We start from the raw sequence: 22,459 nt of genomic DNA on the forward strand, positions 1-22,459 counted from the left end.
ATCGGGTAGGAGGCGGGGTCGCCCCCGCCGTCCTCCCACACCACCGTGCGTACGGTTCCGTACACGGCGGTTCACAAGGCGCTCTGAAAGCGGCGGTGCTGATCGGTCAAGCGGATCAGCCCCAAGTAGCGAAAGAAGGATGTCGGATACGCTTCATTCATGTGCGAGGCCCCTGAGTTCCACCAGGGGCCTCGCCCGTTCGTGGCCGATTTCCACGCCCGGGCTTCCGGCAATCCCCGCTGCATCAACCTCTTGGCCCGGGTATAGGGGCGCTTCCACTGTCGCCATAGAATGCAGCGCAGCTTCCGCCGCAGCCATTTGTCCAGTTCTTCGAAGATGCCTTTGACCTCCGCCAGGCGGAAGTAAGAGGCCCACCCCCGTAGCTTCGGGTGATTTCTTTGATGACCTGAGCGAGACTGCGTCCCCTGCCCCGTCGGCAGACCTTCCTGAGTCCGGCCTTGAACCGCTTCACTCTCGACTCCGCCACTTTGAGGCGGGGTTTCTTGTGAAAGGTCATGCTGTAACCCAGAAAGACCCTTTTCCAAGGACGGTCGACGGCGCTTTTGGCGACGTTGACCTTGAGTGCCAGCCGCTCCTCCAGGAACCGGGTGAGACTGGCCATGACCCTTTGGCCGCTGCGCCTGGTCTGCACGTAAATGTTGCAGTCGTCGGCGTAGCGGCAGAAGGCGTGACCGCGCCTCTCCAGTTCCTTGTCGAACGCGTCGAGCAGGATGTTCGACAGAAGAGGTGAGAGGGGACCACCCTGCGGCGTCCCTTCCACCCTCTGCGACACAAGCCCGCCTTCGAGCACTCCGGCTTGCAGGTACCGCCGGATGAGCAGCAATACCCGCTTGTCTTCGACCTTACGGGCGACCCGCGACATGAGGATGTCGTGGTTCACCCGGTCGAAGAACTTCTCCAGGTCGATATCGACCACCCAGCGCTTGCCGTCGGCCACATGCCGACGGGCGGCTCTAACCGCCTGCCAGGCACTCCGTCCGGGACGATACCCGTAGGAGCTGTCGGAGAAGTCCGGATCGAATAGCGGCGTCAGCACCTGATGCAGCGCCTGCTGAATGAGCCGATCGCACACCGTGGGGATTCCCAGGGTGCGCACGCCCCCGTCGGGCTTCTCGATTTCCACCTTCCGCACCGGCTGGGGGCGATACGTCCCATTCAGCAACTCTTCCCTGATGGTCGGCCACTTCTCCTTGAGAAAGCCGCGTAGCTCGCCCGTCGTCATCTCGTCGATGCCGGGGGCGCCCTTGTTGGCTTCCACTCGTTCAAGGGCCGCCATCATGTTCGGGCGGCTGACGACGTCTTCCATCAGCCCCCGTTCCGCTTTCGTCCAGGAAGGGTCTCTCGTTGCCGTGACGTTTGACGCACCGCTCCCATGCTCTGGCGGCTTCCGGCCGCTGCCCTCCGGGACGGCTCCCGGTATCTCGACCGGGACTTCTGCTGCTCTTGTCGTCATCGAAACGCGAGTCTCCTGAAACGACGCCTCGTGTTCGGCCCTTTGCCGGGTGGTTACTCCGGCTACTACGGCCTCTGCTGACTTCTGCCGGCCCGTCCCGACACCTTACGGTGACGGTAGCACGAGGCAGACCGACAGATCTCCCAGGGTAATGCGCGTGACCTTCCTCCCATCTACCCGCCGCATCTACAGCCCCACCCTCCCGGATGGCTATCGGGCTTTGAAGATATTGGCCTTCTCGCCCGGATGAGACTGCCTCATGCGGTTTCTGTTCGTCGGACCGGGATTTTGCCTGCGGCTTCCTTCAGATTCCACCTCGCGATGGACACCCTTGCCGTCCGGCTAGCGGTTCCCGCCATCAGGGTCCGCAGGGGACTTGCACCCCCAAGTCACTGATTCACCACCACAGTGAATCAGACAGCGCCAGTCAAGGCGCTACGCGCCATGCCTGGCGCACCAAAAAAAGCGCGGCCCCGAAGAGGGACCGCGCCGGCAACTGCCATCTCTGGTTCGGTTCAGAAGCGGGCTTCAAAACCGAGGCGCAGGTCATCATCAATGGTCCAGACATCATAGCGACCAAAATCGCTGCGAATATTCTGATAGCCGAGATAGACCTCCACCTTGGGTGTCACGTTGAATCCGGCCCGGACCGCGGTTTCGAGCAGGCCGTCACTGTCGAGGCCGGAAAAAATCTTCGGCGCCACATAGAGTTTGCCGCTGACGGCGACCCCGCCGAGCGCCGGCGGTGCATAGCGTACCATGCCGCCAATACCGCAGGCGAGAATATCCTGGTTGCGGTCGGCGCTGCCACCATAGGCCTGGACCCCGACTCCCACCTTCAATCCCGGAATGTTGCCGGGTTCGCCGACAAATTCGAAGCCGCCAGATAAAAGCTTGGTCTCCTCGCCGTCGTTGTAGAGAAAACGGGCGCCAACCTGGGAGGAGCCGAGCTCGTCCGTAACCAGCGGCTGGCTGAAAGAGACCTGGGCGCTGTCGTTGTTGAAACCAAGATCGATGGAAGTGGCGTGGGCGGTTCCGGCCAAAAGTAATAGGATGACCAGGCCGGCGAGCTGCTTATGCATGAATTCCTCCTTGCTAGACTTTCAGGATGACGAACTGTTTCTCTGGAGGGGAATATGCCACATTCAGTCTATAGATTCAAGCGCCACCAGGGGGCTGAAAATCGGCAGGGGGGGTGCGGACGGGGAGGGGAAAGGTGGGGGCCTAGATATCGATAACGCGGGAGAGGATATTCTTCTCTACCCGCCTTCCCTCGGCCTGGGCCATGCTCTGGATCAGAACCTGCCCGCCGTAGCTGGCGGTTTTGCGAACCAGGTTGTCGGCCCGCTCCCCATCCTTGTTCTTGAAGGCCTCGATGATCTTCTTATGCTCCTGGACCGATGTTTCCATGCGTCCCGGCAGGGAGAGGGAGGCCAAACGCAGGCGGTTGAACTTGAGCATCATCTGGTTGATCAGTTCCTGCAGCTTTTCGTTCTCCGCGGCCTTGATGAAGAGTTCGTGAAACTCGTTGTGAACCTTGAAAAAGGTCTTCACGTCCCCTTCAGCGGCCAGCTGCGAAAGCCGCTCGTTAATTGTTTCGAGCTTCTCGATATCCCTGGCGGTCAGGTTGTCCGTCGCCATCCGCGCCGCATAACCCTCAAGAATACTCTTGATCGCATAGAACTCCTCGACGGCTCGTTCGGAAAGGGAGGTTACCACGGCCCCCTTACGCGGAATGACCGTCAGGTATCCCTCCGACTCGAGCTGGCGGAAGGCTTCGCGAATCGGGGTGCGGCTGATACCGAACCGCTCGGCAAGTTCGGGTTCGGCGACCTTTTCCCCCGGTTTCAGTTGCCCTTTGAGGATTGCCTCACGGATGGTTTCGAGGATTTTTTCGCGGAGGGTCTGGTGCCGCTCTATCGGTTTTCTTTTCACAGCCAGGGCTCCATAACACTGAATTTGGGAAATTGTATACAGTATACATAAGTTGTCAAGCATTTTTCACCCCCATCCAGCGATGCACATCAGCAGAACTCCTTGCTTTTTAGCGTTTACGCAGCTATTATCCCGGTACTTTGGGCCCCCGGAGCGCTTATGGATCCAGTCCGCAATCTACGGTTTTCCCTCTCCATTCTGATCGGTGTCATCGGCCTCGGCACCCTCGGCTATGTCCTCATCGAAGGATGGTCCAGCTTCGACGCCCTCTACATGACAGTGATCACCCTGGCGACCGTCGGGTTCAAGGAAGTCCACGAACTCTCGCCGCCCGGAAAAGTCTTCACCATCCTGCTGATCATCTTCGGAGCAGGTATTATTGCCTATTCCATCGGCAGCCTGATCCAGATCATGGTCGAAGGACAGCTGCGTCGCATCCTGGGGAGAAAAAAATTGGCACAACAGATCAACAAACTGAGCGGTCACTACATTGTTTGCGGATATGGCCGGATCGGAACCCTGATCTGCCGCGAGTTTGCGGCCAAACCGATCCCCTTCGTGGTCGTCGAGAAGGACCCGTTGCTCTGCGAAAAACTGAGCGACGACGGGATCCTCTTCGTGCGCGGCGATGCCACCGACGACGAAACGCTGATGGCCGCCGGCATCCTCCGGGCCAGAGGATTGATCACCGCAGTCACCTCGGATACGGAAAACGTCTACATCACCCTGACCGCCCGCGGGCTCAACCCGGATATGTTTATCCTCGCCCGCTCGGGGGAAGAGGGCTCGGAAAAGAAATTGCGCCGCGCTGGTGCCAGCAAGGTCATCTCGCCCTATACCATCGGCGCATCGCGAATGGCCCAGGCGGTGCTGCGCCCTTCAGTAGTTGATTTTATTGAAATCGCTACGGCGGGACGCAACCTTGAGTTGCAGCTTGAAGAGATCCGTGTTGCGCCGGACTCGGCCCTGGTCGGGAAGTCGCTGGTTAACTCCGGGGTCCGCAAGGATCTCGGCATCATCATCGTCGGCATCAAGAAGGGGGACGGCCAGATGCTTTTCAACCCGGCGCCAGCCACCCTGATTCAGGCCGGGGACGTGCTGATTACTCTCGGCGAACCTAAAGCCATTCAGGATCTTGAATCGATCGCTACCCGGGAGGGCTCTCATGCCTGAGCGGCTGCATGTTCACCTTCCGGCCCGGCTGCTGGAAGCTGAACTGGACTATCTTCTCGAACAACGGCTCCAGCCCGAGATCGCGTTCCGCGGTCCCGACCTTGACCGGATCCCGGCCAAAACCCTCGAATTGGCCGGTGAGCGGTTGGCCGCTGCCAAGCTCGCCGTCACCGTTCATGGGCCGTTTCATGACCTCAATCCCGGCGCGCTCGAGCCACGGGTCGGGGCTGTCACCGCCCAGCGCTACCAGCAGACTCTGGAAGCAGCTGCCCGGCTCCGCGCCCGCGTCGTCGTCTTTCACCCCGGGTATGAGTTCTGGAAATATGGTGGACAGGAACATCTCTGGCTCGAGCAGTCCCTCGAATTCTGGCCGCCGCTGCTGGAGATCGCCCGTCAGGCCGACCTGCGGATCGCTCTCGAAAACATTTTCGAGGTGCGGCCGGCGACCCTGGTCGCGTTACTCGATGCTATCGACAGCCCTGAATTCGGGCACTGCTTCGATATCGGCCACTGGCAACTCTTCGGGGAGACCTCCCTGGAGATCTGGTTCGCGGCCCTCGGCTCACACATGATCCATCTTCACCTGCATGACAATCATGGTTCGCTCGACGATCATCTTCCGGTCGGCGAAGGGGTTATCGATTTCCGCCGTCTCTTCGCACTGGTCGCCAACCTCCCGGTGGCACCGACCATGACCCTCGAAGCCCACGACCGGCAGGCTCTGCTACGCTCCATCGCTGGAGTCGCCCCCTTCCTCCGGCGTTGAGCGGGCTCGATGGAGGAGGCTGGCTGGGCCAACCCGCCCGCGCCCGAAGCGTTGATTCACCTGGTCAACCACCCGGTCCAGCTCCCGTTTTCGGCTACTCCTGTCGTCGCCGGCAAAGAGTTCCTGCTGCGCTGCTCTCCCCTCCCATTCGGAGAGGCCAATCCCCAGCAACCGCACCGGCCGCTTTCCGGCCTCGGTCTTTGCCAGCAGCTGGCGGCCAACAGCCAACAGGTCTCCCCCGTTATCGATCCCTTCCGGCAGGGTTTGACTGCGGGTGATGGCGGTAAAATCACCGTATTTCAGCTTGAGGGTTACCCGACGCCCCCGCAACCCGTAGCGGCGCATCCGCTCGGTGACCTTTTGGCAGAGGAGGTGCAGTTCCTCCTCGATGCCAGCAAGATCCGGCCGGTCGTAACTGAAGGTCGTCTCGTGACTTACCGACTTGACACCCTCAGTGGGCTGCACCGGGCGTGAATCCACACCCCGGGCGAGCTGCTGCAACTGTTTTCCGCTCGGCCCAAGCTGTGCCACGAGCTGGGCTTCCGAGTAATCGCGCAGGTCTCCAACGCTGAAGATCCCGAGTTGCTGCAGGCGGTCCGCGGTCACGCGCCCCACGCCCCAGAGCTCTGCAATCGGCAGCGGCGCCAGAAACCTGTCCAGATTTTCCGGGAGGATCTCCAGCAGGCCGTCCGGTTTCGCTTTCTGGGAGGCGAGCTTGGCGACAAACTTGTTCGGTGCGATGCCGATACTGACCGCCAGGCCGATTTCGCTCCGGACCTGGGCGCGGATCCGAGTGGCAATCTCGGCAGCAGACCCCAGCAGGCGTTGGCACCCGGTGACATCGAGGAAAGCCTCGTCGATGGAGATTGCTTCGATGCGATCGGTAAAGCGCCCAAAGATCTCCATGACCTGGCGCGAAACGGCCTGATACCGTGCCATTCTCACCCGCCGAACAACGGCCTGCGGGCAGCGCTGCAGAGCGATTGCCATCGGCAGGGCGGAATGGACCCCAAACCGGCGCGCCGGATAGGAGCAGGCACTGACCACCCCGCGCCGCAAATCCCCCCCGACGATGATCGGAAGACCGCGCAGGGTCGGATCATCCAGCTCTTCCACCGCGGCATAAAAAGCATCCATATCGGCGTGCAGAATTTGTCGTGCCATGCGCCTAATTCACCCTTTTGCCAGCGCTCAACTTGACCTTTGGCGCGCTGCGTGCTAGAAACCGGTCTTACCATTCTACCGTGGAGTGCTGGCATGACCGTTGTCTTTCAACCGATTCGCCCCAAAAAGATCTCCGAGGAGATCGTCGAGCAGATCCGCGAGATGATTTCCCAGGGGGACCTTAAACCCGGGGATCGCATCCCCTCGGAACGGGAGCTGTCGGCCATGCTTGGCGTCAGCCGGCCTTCGGTGCGGGAAGCGATCATGGTTCTTGACGCCATGGGGCTGGTCGAGGCGCGCCAGGGCGGTGGGACCTATGTCCGCTCCCTCGCCGAAACCAGCCTGGCCGATCCCCTTTCGCAGATGGTCGAAGCCGACCCGCGCCTGCTACCGGCCCTGGTCGAGGTTCGCAAGGGGCTCGAAAGCTGGTCAGCCTGCCTCGCCGCGCAACGGGCCGATGCCAAGGACCTCGCGCTGCTGCAGGAGCTGGTCGGCAAAATGACCCAAAAGGCGGCGAAGGGGGTCTGGGATTCGGACCTCGATGCCCGTTTTCACTCCGCCATCAGCGCCGCATCCCATAACACCATCCAGATTCACGTTCTGACCAGCATCCATTCCCTCTTTTATGCCTCCCTGCGCCTCTCTCTGGTCGACTTCAACCAGCGGGAGGGGGATGTCCAGCTCCTCTGTCGCCAGCACCAATCGATTTACGCTGCCATTGCCGACCACGATCCGGAGCGGGCGCGGCTGATGATGCTTGAGCACCTCTCCGCCGTCGATACCAAAATCGATAAGATCCTCAACGCCGGCCTCGGCAGCTGAGTTCCCAATTCAGAGAAAAAAAAGGGCGGCCCCATTTGGAGCCGCCCTTTTTAATTCTACCTGGAAAAGGATCAGTGACCTTTTTTCCCGGCCACCTGAATCCGGATCATCGCCCGCTCCAGCGCGGCCTGCATCACCAGGAAATCCTTGTCCTCGGAGGAGAGCTGCTTGAGCGCCTCCTCGGCCCGCCCAAGGGCGGCTTTCGCCCGGGCCAGGTCGATCTGGTCGGCCGGCTCAGCGGTCTCCACCAGTACCGTAACGCTATCATTTTCGACTTCCACGTAACCCCAGTTCACCGCCACGTGGAACAGCTCGTCCCCCTTGCGATAGGAGAGCTCACCGATCTTGAGGGTGGTCAACATCGGGGTATGCCCCGGCAGGATGCCGAATTCACCGATGCTGCCGGGCGCTGTGAGCTCGTCGACCTCCTCGGAGAGGACCTGCTTGTAGGGGGTGACCATTTCCAATCTGAGTTTCTCTGCCATGTATGAATACCTTCGGCTGAGGGCCAGAAGGGTGGAATCCGGAGTTCTCCGGGAGTCCACTCCTGGCCAGCTGCCCGATATAAATTATGCCGCCAGCTTCTTCGCCTTCTCGAGGGCTTCCTCGATCGGCCCGACCATGTAAAACGCCTGTTCGGGGATGTCGTCGTACTTGCCGGCCACGATATCCTGGAAGCCGCGGATGGTGTCCTTGAGTTCGACGTACTTGCCGGGGGAGCCGGTGAAGACCTCGGCGACATGGAACGGCTGGGAGAGGAAACGCTGAATCTTCCGCGCCCGGGCGACAGCCAGCTTGTCGTCCTCGGAAAGTTCGTCCATACCGAGAATCGCGATGATGTCCTGGAGGTCCTTGTAGCGCTGCAGCACGTACTGCACGTCACGGGCGACCTTGTAGTGCTCCTCGCCGACAACCTGGGGATCGAGGATGCGGCTGGTCGAGTCGAGGGGGTCGACGGCCGGGTAGATGCCGAGCTCGGCGATCTGCCGGGAAAGCACCGTGGTGGCGTCGAGGTGGGCAAACGCCGTCGCCGGGGCCGGGTCGGTGAGGTCGTCAGCCGGAACGTAGATCGCCTGGACCGAGGTGATCGACCCCTTGTTGGTGGTGGTGATGCGCTCCTGCAGCTCGCCCATCTCGGTGGAAAGGGTCGGCTGGTAACCGACCGCCGAGGGGATGCGGCCGAGCAGCGCCGAGACCTCGGAACCGGCCTGGGTGAAACGGAAGATGTTGTCGACGAAGAGGAGCACGTCCTGGCCTTCCTCGTCGCGGAAATATTCGGCGACAGTCAGGGCCGAAAGGGCGACGCGGGCACGGGCTCCCGGCGGCTCGTTCATCTGGCCGTAGATCAGGGCGGCCTTGTCGAGAACGCCCGAATCCTTCATCTCGTGCCAGAGGTCGTTCCCCTCGCGGGTCCGCTCGCCGACGCCGGCGAAGACCGAGAAGCCGCCGTGCTGCTTGGCGATGTTGTGGATCAGTTCCATGATCAGAACGGTCTTGCCGACCCCGGCGCCGCCGAACAGGCCGATCTTGCCGCCACGGGCGTAAGGGGCGAGGAGGTCAACCACCTTGATGCCGGTTTCGAAGGCCTCGACCTTGGTCGACTGATCGACAAACTCGGGGGTCGGACGATGAATTTCCCACTCCTGCTCGTTGCCGACCGGACCCATCTCGTCGACCGGCTCGCCGATGACGTTAAGAATGCGGCCGAGGGTCTTGCGACCGACCGGCATGACGATCTGCTTGCCGGTGTCGATTACCTCCTGGCCGCGAACCAGGCCGTCGGTGGAATCCATGGCGATGGCGCGAACGGTATTCTCGCCCAGGTGCTGGGCGACTTCCACCACCAGGTTGCCTTCCCCGGGACCGAGGGCCGGGTTGGTGATCTTCAGGGCGTAGTAGATCTCGGGGAGCTTGCCGGCTTCGAACTCCACGTCGATAACGGGTCCGATAACCTGGGTGATTTTGCCTTTATTCATGGTGAACCGTCCTCCTTTTTCCACCCGCGTCAGGTGTAAAACGTTTATTTGCTGAAGTTATTTAATCGATTCGGCACCGGAAATGATTTCCATCAGCTCCTTGGTGATTGCGGCCTGGCGCGCCCGGTTGTATTGCAGGGTCAGCTTGCCGATCATCTCGGAGGCATTCTTGCTGGCGCTGTCCATGGCGCTCATGCGCGCCCCGTGCTCGGACGCCACCGACTCGAGCAGGCCGCGGAAGATCTGTACCTCGATGTGCTTGGGCAGAATCTGGTCGAGAACCTCGCCACGGCTCGGCTCGTAGATGTAATCGACCACCTGCTCATTCGCCTCCACCACCTTGGGGACGATCGGCAGGAGCTGGTCGATGGTCACGTCCTGGGAAATGGCGCTGCGGAAGGCGTTGAAGACAAAAAAGACCGCATCGTAGCTGCCGGCAACGTACTGGTCGATGATCTCCTGCCCGATCAGGGCGGCGGTACTGTAGGAGATGCTGCCGGTCAGGTTTTCATGGACCTTGGTGATGGTAAGACCAGCCCGGCTCTTCAGGTACTCGCGCCCCTTGCGGCCGACGATCACCAGGTCGTAGCCTTCGTATCCGGCCTCGTTGCTCTTGATGAAACGCTCGGCAGCCTTGCTGACGTTGCCGTTGAAGCCGCCGCAGAGACCGCGGTCGGCGGTCAAGAGCAGCACCAGCGCCCGTCCCTTGCCACGCTCCATCAACAGCGGGTGCCCATCGGCATCCTCCCGCATGGCGAGGCTGGAAAGAACATCCTGCATCTTTTTGGCGTAGGGACGGGCGGCGACCACCGCCTCCTGGGCCCGCCGCAACTTGGCGGCGGAGACCATCTTCATCGCCTTGGTGATCTGCCGGGTGTTCTTGACCGAGGTGATGCGCTTTTTTATATCCTTCAGATTAGCCATCTGTTCAAACCCTTTGCGTGCGTTTGATTAAGCCGCGAACTGTCCCTTGAATTCCTCCAGGGCGGATTTGATACGGCCTTCAAGGTCGGCATCGATCGCCATCTTCGCCTTCAGGTCGCTGAGCAACTGACCGTGCTTACTGTCGATGAAGGTCATCAGTTCGGCCTCGTAACGACCGATGGCGCTGATCGGGTACTGGTCGATGAAGCCGTTGTTGGCGGCGTAGATGACCATGACCTGGCGCTCCACCGGCAGCGGTTTGTACTGCCCCTGCTTGAGGATTTCGACCAGGCGGGCGCCGCGGTTGAGCTGGCGCTGGGTGGCGGCGTCAAGGTCGGAACCGAACTGGGCGAAAGCGGCCATCTCGCGATACTGGGCGAGGGCGAGCCGCAGGGTGCCAGCGACCTGCTTCATCGCCTTGACCTGGGCGCTGCCGCCGACGCGGGAGACCGAGAGGCCGACGTTGATCGCCGGACGCACGCCCGAGTAAAAGAGGTCGGTTTCGAGGAAGATCTGGCCGTCGGTGATCGAGATGACGTTGGTCGGGATGTAGGCCGAGACGTCACCGGCCTGGGTCTCGATGATCGGCAGCGCGGTCAGGGAGCCGGCGCCAAGGTCGTCGTTGAGCTTGGCGGCACGCTCGAGAAGCCGGCTGTGGAGGTAAAAGACGTCGCCGGGGAAGGCCTCGCGTCCCGGCGGACGCCGCAGCAGCAGGGAGAGCTGGCGGTAGGCGACGGCCTGCTTGGAAAGGTCATCGTAGATGATCAGGGCGTGCTTGCCGTTGTCGCGAAAGAACTCGCCCATGGTGACGCCGGTGTAAGGAGCGATGAACTGCAGCGGAGCCGGGTCGGAAGCGGTCGCGGCAACGACAATGGTGTAATCCATGGCGCCGTGCTGCTTGAGCTTGTCGACGACCTGGGCGACGGTCGAACGCTTCTGACCGATGGCGACGTAGATACAGACGACGCCGTTCCCCTTCTGGTTGATGATGGTATCGACGGCAACGGCGGTCTTGCCGGTCTGGCGGTCGCCGATGATCAGTTCGCGCTGGCCGCGGCCGATCGGCACCATGGCATCGATTGCCTTCAGTCCGGTCTGCATCGGTTCGTGAACCGACTTACGGGCAACGATGCCGGGAGCCTTGATTTCAACCTGGCGGAAATCATTGCTCTTGATATCGCCGAGCCCGTCAATCGGAATACCGATGCCGTCGACGACGCGACCGACGAGGGCGTCGCCGACCGGGACCTGGACGATCCGTTCGGTGCGCTTGACGGTATCGCCCTCCTTGATGTGGTGAGCTTCACCGAGGATCGCGGCACCGACATTGTCCTCCTCAAGATTGAGGACCATGCCCATGATGTTGCCCGGAAACTCGAGGAGTTCGCCGGCCATCGCCTTGTCGAGGCCATGGATACGGGCAATACCGTCACCGACGGAAATGATCGTTCCGGTCTCGCTGACTTCGACTTCGCGACCGAAATTCTCGATCTGCTTCTTGATAATTGCGCTGATTTCTTCGGCTCTGATTTCCATAAGACCTTCTCACCCCTTCTTTAAGGTATCTTCAATTCGATTCAGCTGAGTCCTGAGGCTGCCGTCAAAGAGCCGGCCGCCGATTTCTGCCTGAAGGCCTCCGAGGAGGGAACTGTCGACCGCCACCGTCAGCTCGACCTGCTTGCCGGTCTGCTGCTGCAGCGATTTGCCGATGGCCTGGCGTTGCTCCGCGCTGAGGCTCGCTGCTGCCGTCACCCGGGCCCGTACGATGCCGGACAATTCATCGGCCAGGGCACGGTAATCACCGGTAATCAACGCCAGGTACTGCAGCCGGTCTTTTTCCAGGAGCAGGCCGAGAAAGTTTTTCACGGTTGCCGTGGGTTGCAGACTCGCGAGCAGATCCTCGAGGATCGCCGTCTTCCGGTCCATGGGAAAGGAGGGGCTTTCAAGGATCAGCCGCAGCCGATCCTCCCGGGCCAACAGGGCGTTGAACTGCCCCAGCTCCTCGCCAAAACGTTCGATCTGGTTCTGCTCAGAGGCAAGCCGGACCATCGCCTTGGCGTACCTGCGGGAAATCGCACTGACGCTCAATGGAGTTCTCCTACCTTTTGCATGTATTCATTGACCAGGCGGTCCTGATCCTGCGCAGAGAAGCTTTTTTTCAACAGGTCCTCGGCGATCGCCACGGCCATCTGCGCGGCTTCGCGCTGCAGCTCAACCCGGGCCCGCGCGACTTCGTGGGCCGCACTCCGCTTGGCTTCGGCCTTGATCTTTTCCGCCATCTCCTGGGCGTTGGCGACGATCCGCTTGCTCTCCAGCTCGCCTTCACGGCGAATTTCGGCATAGATGGCATCAACCTCGCCGGCGGCCTTGGCCAGCTTCTGGTCGTATTCGGCGAAGCGTGCTTCGGCCTCCTGACGTGCCTGCTCGGCCTCGGCGAGGGCCTTTTCAATCCCCTCGCGGCGCCCGGCAAGCCCCTTGCGCAACGGCTTGGTGACAAAATAGAGGAGCAGGCCGAGAGTAATCGCGAAGTTCAGACAGCGATAGAGGAAATCCTTCAGCAATACCCCACCGTCTACGTGGTGTCCTTCACCCCCGGCGGCCAGGGCGACGCTCGCGGCGGCCACAACCAGGACGGCAGCGAGTGTGGCAATCATGCCCTTGCGTGGCAGCAGACTTTTCACAGTGCCCTCCCCAGAACCTTGCCGGCAATCATGCCTGCCAGGCTATCGGTTTCCTTTTTCAGGGCCGAACGCGCTGCAGCCGCCTCGGTCGCGACCTGGCCCTTGATCTGTTGCAGATGAGCATTGGCCTCTTCGTGCGCGGCGCCGAGAATCTTGGCCTCCTGGCCTGCTGCCTGCTTCTTCAACTGGGCCTTTTCCTGCGCCCCTTTCAGCTTGGCTTCCTGCAACTGCTCCTGGTAGGCCGCCATCTTTGCATCGATCTGCCCGGCAAGTTCCTTGGCCTTGGCGTGGTTCCCCTCGATAGCCTCCCGGCGCTTGGCAAGGATGGCGCGCAGGGGCCGATAGAGGATGATGTTCAGAACAAACATCAACACCACAAAGTTGAAGAACTGCAGTAAGATAGTCCAGTCAATATTGATCACTACGACACCTCTCGCCAAACCGGCCTTCGGCCTTCGGTATACTGTATACAGCCGTCCCGGGGGTTAAAAATGCCCCAGAAGGGCAAAACAGGAGATAGCTAACATACGAACAGGGTGAAGTCAAGGTCTTTTGTGCCCACAGCGGGGTCACGGCCGGCCATTGGGGACCTGGTTCCAGATCACTTTTTGAGTGCGACCGCTTGCCCCTTTGCGCCATCTGCGCCCCCATCCGGGGTCTTCATCACCAGGGTGGAATTGAGCAGGACCCCCTCCTCCACCACCAGGACCGGGGTTTCTATATTCCCCTCGACCCGCGCCGGAGAGCGGAGCTCGACCCGCTGGCTGGCCTTGATGTTCCCCTTGAAGCTGCCACTCAGTATCAGGGTGCCGACGGTCACTTCCGCCTGAACATCGGCCGATTCGCCGACAATCAACGTGTCCCGCGAATTGATCTCGCCGCGGAAGGTTCCGTCGAGACGAACAATCTCGTTGAACAGCAGCTTGCCCTCAAACTGACTTCCAGGGCCAAGAAACGCTTTAATTTCGCTCTTCTCTATCGATTCTTTACGCATAATCCCCTTGCCCTTGTTGGTCCACATGGAGAGATGTCCCGCCGTAACGGCCGATCAGGAAATTTTCAGAACTTCGAGTAAGCGGTCAAGGTCGGTCGGGTTGAAATAGCTGATTTCGATCTTCCCGCCCTTTCCCCGCGGAATGATCTTCACCTGGGTTCCGAGGGCCCGCTTCAATTCGCCGGCAAGATGAACCAGCTGCGGGTCAGGAGAGGTCTCCTTGGCTTTGGGGCGCCCGCCGGCAACGATACTCTTGATGCGCTTGACCAGGGCCTCAGTTTCCCTGACCGAGAGGTGCTTATGCACCACCTGCTGCCGGGCCTCAAGGAGATCCTCCTCCTCTTCCAGCGAGAGGAGGGCGCGGGCATGTCCCATCGACATGCGGTTGGCGAGGACATCTTCCCGCACCACGTCGGGAAGTCGCAACAGGCGCAAGGCGTTGGCGACGGTGGAGCGATCCTTGCCGACCCGCTTGGCGACCTCCTCCTGGGAGAGGTCGAAACTTTCAATCAGGTTCCGGTAGGCCTCGGCTTCCTCGATCGGGTTGAGGTCCTCCCGCTGGATATTTTCGATCAGGGCCACTTCCAGCGCCCAGTCTTCGGAAACATCCTGGATGACCACCGGGATCTCCCGCAGTCCGGCCTTCTGGGCAGCACGCCAACGGCGTTCACCGGCGATAATCTGGTAATGGTCGCCGAGCTGGCGAACCACAAGGGGCTGAATGACCCCCTTTTCCCGGATCGAAGCAACCAGTTCGGCCATCTTGCCGTCATCAAAGGTCTTGCGGGGCTGCCTGCTGTGCGGCTTGAGTTCCTCGATCGGGCAGAGAAAGTACTTCCGCCCCCCTTCATGGGAAGCAGAGCTGAGCAGGGCGCCGATCCCTTTGCCGAGCGCCGGTCGTTTAGCCATGAGATTTCCCCGTTTCGATAATTTCCCGCGCCAGCTCCAGATAGGCGGTTGCGCCGCGGGAGCTGATATCGTAAAGCAGGACCGGCAGGCCGTGGCTTGGCGCCTCGGAGAGACGGACATTGCGCGGGATAACGCTTTTCAAAACCTGATCCTCGAAGTGCCGACGGATTTCTTCGCTGACCTGATGCGAGAGGTTGTTGCGGCTGTCGAACATGGTCAGTACGATACCGCGGATTTGGAGCCCCTGGTTGAGCTCCTTCTGAATCAGGCGAATGGTCTGCATCAACTGACTCAGACCCTCCATCGCGTAGAATTCGCATTGCAACGGAATCAGTACCGCATCGGCCGCGGTCAATGCATTGACCGTCAAGAGACCCAGCGAAGGGGGACAATCGATGATCAGGTAGTCGTAGTCATCACGGACTTCAGAGAGAACACTCTTGAGTTTCTGTTCCCGGGCCAGGGCGCTGACCAGCTCGATTTCGGCGCCAATCAGGTCGGTGTTGGCGGGCAGAATATCGAGGCAAGGCAATTTGCTATGGATCAGCACATCGCGGGCACTCGCCTCACCGAGCAGGGCGTTGTAGATGGTCAATTCCTGAGACTGCTTATCGACACCGAGACCACTGCTGGCATTCGCCTGGGGATCCATGTCAATCAACAGCGTCCGCTTTTCGGCGGCGGCCAGGGAGGCGGCCAGATTGACCGAAGTCGTTGTCTTTCCGACCCCCCCTTTTTGATTCGCAATGGCAAGAATCTGGCCCAACGCTCTACCTCTTATCGGACGCGAACCTCTCTCGGAAGCAGGCCGCGGGATACCACCAGGAGGTCCCGGCGGGTTCAGATCTGGGGATTTCTTTGCGACGGAACCGCTTGGACAGCGGGGCCCAAGATTACCATAAACCCCCTGGCCCGCAAAGCAAAAAGCCCCCAAAAACATTCTAATATCGGGGAGTTCTAGAGAATTTCCAGATTTTGGGGTGGGAGTTCAACCGCACGCCATATCTTGTGGTCAAAAGCGCCCAAGCACGATCACGGTTCGTCGAGCGCCACTCACCGGCAAGGTCAACATGCGACATTCGATGGGAACCAGGCCAAGCTCCGCCAGAACCGGTTCAGCCTGCCGCAACTCACCTTCACCCTCGGCCCCCTTCATGGCAATTATTCTGCCATCCCGGGCAAGGCAGGGGAGGGCGAGGCGCACAAACTGCTCCAGGGAGGTAAAGGCCCGGGAGACGACCCGATCGAAACCCGCCCCCAGATCGCTCCGCTGCGGCACTTCCTCGGCTCGACCATGCCAGGCGACAAAACCGTCGAGACCCAACTGCCGCACCAGGTGACGCTGAAAAGTTATCTTCTTCAGAACGGCATCGACCGAGAGGACCCGCAACCCTGGCGCGGCCAAACGCAGTGGCAGGCCCGGGAATCCCCCGCCCGAGCCCAGATCGAGAAGGCGGCCAGTCTGGTCGATATCCCCCAGGATGGTCAGGGAATCAACCAGGTGCTTCTCCAGCGCCTCCTCCGGATCGGTAATTGCCGTAAGGTTCACCCGTGCCGTCCAGCGCAACAGTTCTTCCTGGAGGCGCAACAGATCTGCCCGTACCGGAAGCGGCAAAACCACCCCGACCCCCAACAGGGATCGCTCCAGCAGTTGCGTCAAATCCACGACTAACCCCGCCGTAACAGTACGGACAAGATCGCTATTGCCGCCGGAGTCACCCCCTGAATCCGTGCTGCCTGCCCCAGACTCAACGGACGCACCGCCTCGAGTTTCTCCTGGATCTCCGTGGACAGCCCGGGAACCCCGCGGTAGGCGAAGCCGGCTGGAATCTGCACATCCTCGGTCCGCCGGAAACGCTCCACCTGGTCAACCTGCCTGCGAATATAACCCGCATACTTGACTCCGATTTCGAGCGCCTCCAAAAGCCCCGGGTCGAGGCCCGCCAGTTCGTCATCCAGAAAGAGCAGATCCTCGATATGGATATGGGGACGGCGCAACAACTCTTCCAGGGTGAGAGCATTATGCAGGCCTTCCACGGCGAGGCGTGCGGCCGCTGCCTGGTCCCCCGGTGTCAAGCGCTGGCTGCTCAAACGGACCCGGCCTGCCGCCAAGGCATCCTGACGCGCGACAAAGCGTTGCCAACGGCGGTCGCCGATCAGCCCGATGCGCCGTCCGATCGGCGTGAGTCGCTGGTCAGCGTTATCTTCCCGCAACAACAGGCGATACTCCGCCCGCGAGGTGAACATCCGGTAGGGCTCCCTGGTCCCCAGGGTGACCAGGTCATCAACCATCACCCCCAGATAGCCCTCATCGCGGCCAATAACCAGTGGCGCTTCCCCCCGGGCCCGCAAGGCCGCGTTGATACCGGCGAGCAATCCCTGTGCAGCTGCCTCCTCATAGCCCGATGTCCCGTTGATCTGGCCAGCATGGTAAAGGTTTTCGATCGCTTTCGTTTCCAGGGTCGGCTGCAACTGGCCAGGGTCAACGAAATCATACTCGATCGCGTAGCCAGGGCGCATGATTTCGACCTGCTCGAGACCAGGAATCGAACGCAGGAATGCCTGCTGGATATCGACCGGCAGGGATGTCGATACGCCGTTGGGGTAGACCTCAGCACAGTCGAGGCCTTCCGGCTCCAGGAAAATCTGATGCCGCTCCTTCTCAGGGAAACGCACGACCTTGTCCTCGATCGAAGGACAATAGCGCGGACCAACCCCCTCGATGACCCCACTGTAGAGGGGGGAACGATCGAGCCCAGCGCGGATCAGGTCATGGGTCTGCGCACTGGTCCAGGTAACGTGGCAGGGGACCTGGGGGAGCTGAATCCGCTCCGTGTCGACGGAAAAGGGGCGCGGGGGAGAATCTCCCGGTTGGGCCTCAAGGCGCGCGAAGTCGATAGTGTGACGATCGAGGCGTGCCGGTGTCCCGGTCTTCAGACGACCGACCGTCAATCCCAAGACCCGCAAGTCATCGGACAACCCCTCCGAAGGAGGCTCCCCTGCGCGTCCACCGGGATAATGGTTGAGGCCGACATGAATCAGGCCGCGCATAAAGGTTCCCGTGGTCAGAACCACGGTCCGGCCGGCAAACACCACCCCGTCGCGCGTCTCTACTCCCACTACCCGGCCCGCCTCGACCAGCAACCGGACCACCGCTCCCTGCTTCAGGTCGAGACCTTCCTGGGATTCGACCACCCGCTTCATCTGGGCCGCATACCGATGGCGGTCCGCCTGGGCCCGGGAGGCGCGCACCGCTGGCCCCTTCCGGGTATTCAAGGTTCGAAACTGAATCCCCGTCGCATCAATAACCCGGGCCATCTCCCCACCCAGAGCATCGATTTCACGCACCAGGTGCCCCTTGGCGAGGCCACCAATTGCTGGGTTACAGGACATCTGCGCGACCGCATCAAGCCCCAAATTCAGCAACAGCGTACGACACCCCATACGTGCCGCCGCCAACGCCGCCTCACAACCAGCATGACCGGCACCGACGACAATCACCTGATAGTCTTGACCCAAGGTGGATACTAGGCGCACAAAACGATCTCCCCAAAAGGATCCTGTTTCACGTGAAACACGACCCTACTTGCCGACACAAAACCTGGAAAAGATAACTGCCAGAACCTCTTCCGGGGTGGTTTCCCCGGTAATCTCGCCGAGCGCAGAGAGGGCCTCCCGAAGTTCAAGCGCAAGGAGCTCAGGATCATGGGAGTGGGATACCCCCTCCAGAAAAGCCTCAAGCCCACGCTGACACCGAACCAGAGCCTCGCGGTGGCGCCGGTCGGATAGAAGCACACCCCCCTCGACATCAATACCTCGTGGCCCGCCGACTATTCCAACAATACGGGATCCCAGCTCATCAAGTCCAGCCCCGGTGTGGGAAGAGACAACGACGGCAGGGAGCTCGCGCCAGGGGGGAGCGAGGGGGAGGGTCCCCAGGTCAGCCTTGTTGACAACCAGGAGAACCGGCTTTCCGGAGCACGCTTCAAGGGACTTTAAATCATCCCCCCCCCGAGGTTGGCTCCCGTCAACGACGACAAGCACAAGGTCGGCGCCGCGAATCTTGGCAAGGGTGCGCCGGACCCCCTCCACCTCGACCGGGTCCTCACTCTCCCGGATCCCGGCGGTATCAATAACCCGGAGCGGAAACCCACCGATGACCAGGGGTTCTTCGATCGTATCCCGGGTGGTCCCGGGGATATCGGTGACAATGGCGCGGCTCTCCCCGAGGAGGGCGTTCAGCAGGGAACTCTTGCCGACATTGGGAGGACCGAGAATCAACAGGGAAAGCCCCTCCTTTAAGGCTCGACCGGCGGCAAATCCCTTTAACATTTCACCCATCTCCCTGGCCACGGAGGTCGCCCCTTCTTCAAGGCGCTGCAGGGAGGGGAGGGGAATGTCTTCCTCCGGGAAATCGATCAAGGTCTCCGTTTCGGCGAGGAGTCCGAGGAGGATTTGGCGAAATTTGAAAAGCTGCCGGGAAAGTTCCCCATCCAGTTGTCGCAGGGCGAGGGTCCCGGCAGCGGCTGACTGCGCCTTGATGAGGTCGATAACGGCCTCGGCGCGCGTCAGATCAAGGCGACCGTTGAGAAAGGCACGAAAGGTGAACTCGCCAGGCTGGGCGAGGCGGGCGCCACCGTCCACCAGCAGGTCGAGGATCCGTCCGACCAGGATGGGTCCACCATGACAGTGGATCTCGGCCACATCTTCCCGGGTAAAGGTGCGCGGAGCACGCATCAGGACGGCCAGGACCTCGTCGACCGGTTCTCCATCCAGATCGAAAATGTGACCATGATAGAGATGATGGGAAGAGAAGGGACAGTTGTTGCCGGATGGAACGAAGAAGCGGCGCAGAAGGGTTTCAGCGTCACTACCGGAAAGACGAATAATAGCCACCCCCCCCTCGCCAGGAGGGGTGGCCGGACCGACAATCGTATCTCCACCGCGCTTAAGCATGGGTCCCTGCCCGAATCACTCCGTTCAGCCGAAGACTGCGGGTGTTAATCCAGGAACACCCTCGAAAACCGAAACGGGATTCAAGCCGCAGGTTTACGATTGATAAAGTATTGCTGAAGAATGGTGAGGAGGTTGTTTACCAGCCAGTAGATAACCAGACCCGAGGGGAAATTCAAAAAGAGGAAGGTAAAAACCACCGGCATCAACATGAAAATCTTGGCCTGGGTCGGATCCATGGTACTGGGGCTCATCTTTTGCTGAACAAACATGGTTACCCCCATAATCAGCGGGGTAATGTAGTAGGGATCCTTGGCGGAGAGATCGGTCAGCCAAAAACCGAATTCGGCATGCCGAAGTTCGATAGAGGAGAGTAAAACCTTATAAAGAGCAAAGAATACGGGTATCTGGACCAGCATCGGGAGACACCCACCGAGAGGGTTGACCCGGTGTGTCTTATAGAGTTCCATCATCTCGCGATTAAGGCGTTCTTTGTCGTTTTTGAACTTCTCACGGATTTTCTGCATTTCCGGTTGAAGTTTTTGCATCGCCTTCATCGAGCCGTAGCTCTTCTGGGTAAGGGGCCAGAAAAGAAGTTTAATGATAACGGTGAGCGCGATGATGGCGATCCCGTAGTTGCCGACAAAAGAGTAAAAGAATTTCAGTACGTGAAGCAGGGGAGTGGCAATGATGGAGAAAAACCCGAAATCAATCGCCTTGGCCAACTGATGGTCAAGCCCCTTGAGGACATCGAGATCCCGGGGCCCGAAATAAAGCAGATAGGAGAAGGTTCGCCCGGTGCCGGGGTCAAGAATCATATATGGGGTCTGAAGTTGGTTTTCGATCCCCGAGCTGGTCTTCGAGACCGATACCTTCTCCAGCGTCCCGGCGAGAGGGACCCCGACGTTCATGAAGTATTTATTTTCAAAGCCGGTCCAGACTGTATCGGCCCCAAAGGACTGGGGCTTCTCGGCAAGATCTTTGATCTTGGCCGTTTCAACCTTGTCACCAACAAGTGAGACCGGGCCAACATAGTCGTATTGCCCACCAGCTTGTTCCGGATCCCAGGGGTGAAAAAGTGTCAGCACCAGATCACCCCGAAGAGGATTGGAGCCGCCATTGGTAACCTTGACATCGAGGTCGATGCCGTAACTGTTCCCATGGAAGACAAAGATCTTTTCGAGGATCGCCCCTGAAGGGGTCTGGCCGATAAAGTGAAGGGTAGCTTTACCCTCAGCATCGAGATGGAGGGAAGGGGGGCTGTCGCTGTGAAAGTTCATCCCGGGTGGAAGGGACAAGGCCTCCCTCCCGCCGATCAGCAGGGTCCCATTCCCGGGCCCCGGAACAACCAGCGCGACATTGGCTGATTTGGGATCCGTAGTCTCTTGAAACCCCTTGAGGGTATATTCAATCAACTCACCGCCACGACTCGAAAAAACAGCCCGATAAAGGGGGCTTTCAACGGTGAAATTCCGGACAGCATCATGGCTGTCGGGAACGATTGGGAGTGGCTGAGGGGGAATGGGTGCCGGTTCGGCAGAGGATGAAGGTGGAGCACTCTCCGTCGATACCGATTTCACCCCGGAAGTGGTACTGGACTCCGGTTGGGGGGGCTGCTGGGGAAAAAGAACGGAAAAACCGACCCAGACGACCAACATCAGGACGACGGCAATTATCGTGTTTTTATTTTCCATGGGAAGCAATCTCCGGAAAGGACGGTAAAACCCAATCAGGGAACAGGGTCGTAACCTCCGGGATGAAAGGGATGGCAACGACAGATTCGCCAGAAACCGAGCACCAGACCACGGCCCGAGCCATGCTTGACCACAGCATCAAGGGTGTAACTGGAACAACTGGGATAAAAACGACAGGACGGTCCGGTAAGGGGAGATAAAAATCGCTGGTAGAAGCGAATCGCAAAAACGATGCACCACCTTATCATGGTTGGCCCCCGTGGCAGCTTCCCGGATGGGCCAGGCATTTCAATTCCTCACGAACATCGGAAAAGCCGAGATTTCCGGCATTACTTCGGGCAACAACGGAAATATCGGTATGGGGGGGCAGTTCACCAATTGTCAGTCGAAACCACTCCCGAAGGAAGCGTTTCAGGGCATTGCGCTGCACGGCACCACCCACTTTTCGACTGACCGTCAGGCCAAGACGGCATGAACCGTCTGGCCTGGTCAGAAGATAAATGACGAAATGTCTGGTGTGAATTTTTCGACCACCCTGCCGTAACCTTGAAAAATCACGGGAGTGGCGAAGTCTTAACCCTGGCCCGAAGCCAGAGGTGCGTGGCGTCGTCAAAACAGAAGATCTGCTTGAATTATTTGCTGGGGATTGTCACGACCAGGTTTTTCCGCCCCTTGGCACGCCGGCGCTTGATAACAATACGGCCATTTTTACTCTGCATCCGCTTGCGAAAACCGTGGGTCCGTTTTCTGCTGACCCGGCTCGGCTGATAAGTACGCTTACTCATGAAATTATTCTCCCGTTCTGTTTTTTTTATCGGTGTTTTTTGTCAAAGGGCACTACTAACCATAATTTTGACGTTAAGTCAAGATGGTTTTGCTTCTGCGACTCCCTACCTACCCCGCTGAGCCAAAATTTGCTTGCAAACGGGAAGTTCCTCTGTTAGCTTGAAATCCCCACGAAATCAGCTGTTTTTTACCTTTTAAATGGTCAGGG

23 protein-coding genes and 1 pseudogene are annotated in these 22,459 nt (G+C 59.9%); 3 read left to right on the forward strand and 21 right to left on the reverse strand.

Annotated elements, in window-relative coordinates:
• Positions 1-71: 71 nt before the first annotated feature.
• The 3 genes and pseudogenes from ltrA to DBW_RS17800 form a co-directional block, all read right to left on the reverse strand.
• Positions 72-1,474 (reverse strand): annotated as a pseudogene (gene ltrA / locus DBW_RS17790) (group II intron reverse transcriptase/maturase).
• A 515-nt stretch (positions 1,475-1,989) separates the two neighbouring features.
• The gene (locus DBW_RS17795; protein WP_066729514.1) at positions 1,990-2,556 is read right to left on the reverse strand and encodes a YfaZ family outer membrane protein; all 567 of its coding nucleotides are present in this window, start codon (positions 2,554-2,556) and stop codon (positions 1,990-1,992) included.
• A 142-nt stretch (positions 2,557-2,698) separates the two neighbouring features.
• Entirely contained in the window at positions 2,699-3,409 is a 711-nt protein-coding gene (locus DBW_RS17800) for a GntR family transcriptional regulator (RefSeq protein WP_066729515.1), read from the reverse strand.
• Positions 3,410-3,568: 159 nt separating this feature from the next.
• On the opposite strand from DBW_RS17800, the gene DBW_RS17805 reads away from it, so the two are divergent.
• Entirely contained in the window at positions 3,569-4,582 is a 1,014-nt protein-coding gene (locus DBW_RS17805; RefSeq protein ID WP_066729516.1) for a potassium channel family protein, read from the forward strand.
• Positions 4,575-5,348, forward strand: a complete 774-nt coding sequence (locus DBW_RS17810; protein WP_066729517.1) for a sugar phosphate isomerase/epimerase family protein — start codon at positions 4,575-4,577, stop codon at positions 5,346-5,348. The genes DBW_RS17805 and DBW_RS17810 overlap by 8 nt, the downstream gene beginning before the upstream one ends.
• On the opposite strand, the gene dinB is transcribed toward DBW_RS17810, so the two are convergent.
• The gene (gene dinB / locus DBW_RS17815; protein ID WP_066729522.1) at positions 5,307-6,512 is read right to left on the reverse strand and encodes a DNA polymerase IV; all 1,206 of its coding nucleotides are present in this window, start codon (positions 6,510-6,512) and stop codon (positions 5,307-5,309) included. The two genes, DBW_RS17810 and dinB, sit on opposite strands and share 42 nt — an antisense overlap.
• Positions 6,513-6,605: 93 nt before the next feature.
• Between dinB and DBW_RS17820 the strand changes: the two genes are divergently transcribed.
• Positions 6,606-7,334, forward strand: coding sequence for a FadR/GntR family transcriptional regulator (locus DBW_RS17820; protein WP_066729524.1), 729 nt, complete (start codon positions 6,606-6,608; stop codon positions 7,332-7,334).
• Positions 7,335-7,405: 71 nt separating this feature from the next.
• Here the strand turns inward: DBW_RS17820 and DBW_RS17825 are convergent, their stop codons facing one another.
• The 17 genes from DBW_RS17825 to rpmH form a co-directional block, all read right to left on the reverse strand.
• A complete protein-coding gene (locus DBW_RS17825; RefSeq protein ID WP_066729528.1) occupies positions 7,406-7,819 on the reverse strand; it encodes a F0F1 ATP synthase subunit epsilon in 414 nt (137 codons plus the stop codon).
• Positions 7,820-7,903: 84 nt separating this feature from the next.
• Positions 7,904-9,310, reverse strand: coding sequence for a F0F1 ATP synthase subunit beta (gene atpD, locus DBW_RS17830; RefSeq protein ID WP_066729530.1), 1,407 nt, complete (start codon positions 9,308-9,310; stop codon positions 7,904-7,906).
• A 57-nt stretch (positions 9,311-9,367) separates the two neighbouring features.
• Positions 9,368-10,234 carry an ATP synthase F1 subunit gamma gene (atpG, locus tag DBW_RS17835; protein ID WP_066729532.1) on the reverse strand — a complete coding sequence of 289 codons (867 nt, stop codon included), beginning with the start codon at positions 10,232-10,234 and terminating at the stop codon, positions 9,368-9,370.
• A gap of 27 nt (positions 10,235-10,261) precedes the next feature.
• On the reverse strand, positions 10,262-11,770 hold the full coding sequence (gene atpA / locus DBW_RS17840; protein ID WP_066729534.1) for a F0F1 ATP synthase subunit alpha: 1,509 nt from the start codon (positions 11,768-11,770) through the stop codon (positions 10,262-10,264).
• A gap of 9 nt (positions 11,771-11,779) precedes the next feature.
• A complete protein-coding gene (gene atpH / locus DBW_RS17845) occupies positions 11,780-12,322 on the reverse strand; it encodes an ATP synthase F1 subunit delta (RefSeq protein ID WP_066729536.1) in 543 nt (180 codons plus the stop codon).
• The gene (atpF, locus tag DBW_RS17850; RefSeq protein ID WP_231875359.1) at positions 12,319-12,915 is read right to left on the reverse strand and encodes a F0F1 ATP synthase subunit B; all 597 of its coding nucleotides are present in this window, start codon (positions 12,913-12,915) and stop codon (positions 12,319-12,321) included. The genes atpH and atpF overlap by 4 nt, the downstream gene beginning before the upstream one ends.
• Entirely contained in the window at positions 12,912-13,337 is a 426-nt protein-coding gene (locus DBW_RS17855; protein ID WP_066729537.1) for an ATP synthase F0 subunit B, read from the reverse strand. The genes atpF and DBW_RS17855 overlap by 4 nt, the downstream gene beginning before the upstream one ends.
• Positions 13,338-13,516: 179 nt before the next feature.
• Complete coding sequence (locus DBW_RS17860) at positions 13,517-13,936, reverse strand: bactofilin family protein (RefSeq protein ID WP_066729538.1); 420 nt, start codon at positions 13,934-13,936, stop codon at positions 13,517-13,519.
• Positions 13,937-13,963: 27 nt separating this feature from the next.
• Positions 13,964-14,818: a ParB/RepB/Spo0J family partition protein gene (locus tag DBW_RS17865; RefSeq protein ID WP_066729540.1), complete on the reverse strand. Its 855-nt coding sequence runs from the start codon at positions 14,816-14,818 to the stop codon at positions 13,964-13,966.
• Entirely contained in the window at positions 14,811-15,584 is a 774-nt protein-coding gene (locus tag DBW_RS17870; RefSeq protein ID WP_066729542.1) for a ParA family protein, read from the reverse strand. The genes DBW_RS17865 and DBW_RS17870 overlap by 8 nt, the downstream gene beginning before the upstream one ends.
• 246 nt (positions 15,585-15,830) lie before the next feature.
• Positions 15,831-16,484, reverse strand: coding sequence for a 16S rRNA (guanine(527)-N(7))-methyltransferase RsmG (gene rsmG / locus DBW_RS17875; RefSeq protein ID WP_082820436.1), 654 nt, complete (start codon positions 16,482-16,484; stop codon positions 15,831-15,833).
• Positions 16,485-16,486: 2 nt separating this feature from the next.
• A complete protein-coding gene (gene mnmG / locus DBW_RS17880; RefSeq protein ID WP_335339849.1) occupies positions 16,487-18,355 on the reverse strand; it encodes a tRNA uridine-5-carboxymethylaminomethyl(34) synthesis enzyme MnmG in 1,869 nt (622 codons plus the stop codon).
• A 45-nt stretch (positions 18,356-18,400) separates the two neighbouring features.
• The gene (mnmE, locus tag DBW_RS17885; protein ID WP_066729546.1) at positions 18,401-19,774 is read right to left on the reverse strand and encodes a tRNA uridine-5-carboxymethylaminomethyl(34) synthesis GTPase MnmE; all 1,374 of its coding nucleotides are present in this window, start codon (positions 19,772-19,774) and stop codon (positions 18,401-18,403) included.
• Positions 19,775-19,854: 80 nt separating this feature from the next.
• A complete protein-coding gene (gene yidC / locus DBW_RS17890; protein ID WP_082820437.1) occupies positions 19,855-21,465 on the reverse strand; it encodes a membrane protein insertase YidC in 1,611 nt (536 codons plus the stop codon).
• A gap of 35 nt (positions 21,466-21,500) precedes the next feature.
• A complete protein-coding gene (gene yidD, locus DBW_RS18300; protein ID WP_197463682.1) occupies positions 21,501-21,713 on the reverse strand; it encodes a membrane protein insertion efficiency factor YidD in 213 nt (70 codons plus the stop codon).
• On the reverse strand, positions 21,710-22,078 hold the full coding sequence (gene rnpA, locus DBW_RS19320; protein WP_082820438.1) for a ribonuclease P protein component: 369 nt from the start codon (positions 22,076-22,078) through the stop codon (positions 21,710-21,712). The genes yidD and rnpA overlap by 4 nt, the downstream gene beginning before the upstream one ends.
• Before the next feature lie 19 nt (positions 22,079-22,097).
• Positions 22,098-22,250: a 50S ribosomal protein L34 gene (rpmH, locus tag DBW_RS17900; RefSeq protein WP_066729552.1), complete on the reverse strand. Its 153-nt coding sequence runs from the start codon at positions 22,248-22,250 to the stop codon at positions 22,098-22,100.
• Between the last annotated feature and the right edge of the window lie 209 nt (positions 22,251-22,459).

This window comes from Desulfuromonas sp. DDH964 (assembly GCF_001611275.1).
Classification (GTDB): Bacteria; Desulfobacterota; Desulfuromonadia; order Desulfuromonadales; family DDH964; genus DDH964.

Coding starts and splice junctions, on each gene's coding strand:
- yidC (WP_082820437.1), bottom strand. CDS start 21,465: ATGGAAAATAAAAACACGATAATTGCCGTCGTCCTGATGTTGGTCGTC.
- mnmE (WP_066729546.1), bottom strand. CDS start 19,774: ATGCTTAAGCGCGGTGGAGATACGATTGTCGGTCCGGCCACCCCTCCT.
- yidD (WP_197463682.1), bottom strand. CDS start 21,713: ATGATAAGGTGGTGCATCGTTTTTGCGATTCGCTTCTACCAGCGATTT.
- atpA (WP_066729534.1), bottom strand. CDS start 11,770: ATGGAAATCAGAGCCGAAGAAATCAGCGCAATTATCAAGAAGCAGATC.
- DBW_RS17860 (WP_066729538.1), bottom strand. CDS start 13,936: ATGTGGACCAACAAGGGCAAGGGGATTATGCGTAAAGAATCGATAGAG.
- DBW_RS17795 (WP_066729514.1), bottom strand. CDS start 2,556: ATGCATAAGCAGCTCGCCGGCCTGGTCATCCTATTACTTTTGGCCGGA.
- atpD (WP_066729530.1), bottom strand. CDS start 9,310: ATGAATAAAGGCAAAATCACCCAGGTTATCGGACCCGTTATCGACGTG.
- rpmH (WP_066729552.1), bottom strand. CDS start 22,250: ATGAGTAAGCGTACTTATCAGCCGAGCCGGGTCAGCAGAAAACGGACC.
- DBW_RS17810 (WP_066729517.1), top strand. CDS start 4,575: ATGCCTGAGCGGCTGCATGTTCACCTTCCGGCCCGGCTGCTGGAAGCT.
- DBW_RS17805 (WP_066729516.1), top strand. CDS start 3,569: ATGGATCCAGTCCGCAATCTACGGTTTTCCCTCTCCATTCTGATCGGT.
- DBW_RS17820 (WP_066729524.1), top strand. CDS start 6,606: ATGACCGTTGTCTTTCAACCGATTCGCCCCAAAAAGATCTCCGAGGAG.
- atpG (WP_066729532.1), bottom strand. CDS start 10,234: ATGGCTAATCTGAAGGATATAAAAAAGCGCATCACCTCGGTCAAGAAC.
- DBW_RS17825 (WP_066729528.1), bottom strand. CDS start 7,819: ATGGCAGAGAAACTCAGATTGGAAATGGTCACCCCCTACAAGCAGGTC.
- dinB (WP_066729522.1), bottom strand. CDS start 6,512: ATGGCACGACAAATTCTGCACGCCGATATGGATGCTTTTTATGCCGCG.
- DBW_RS17865 (WP_066729540.1), bottom strand. CDS start 14,818: ATGGCTAAACGACCGGCGCTCGGCAAAGGGATCGGCGCCCTGCTCAGC.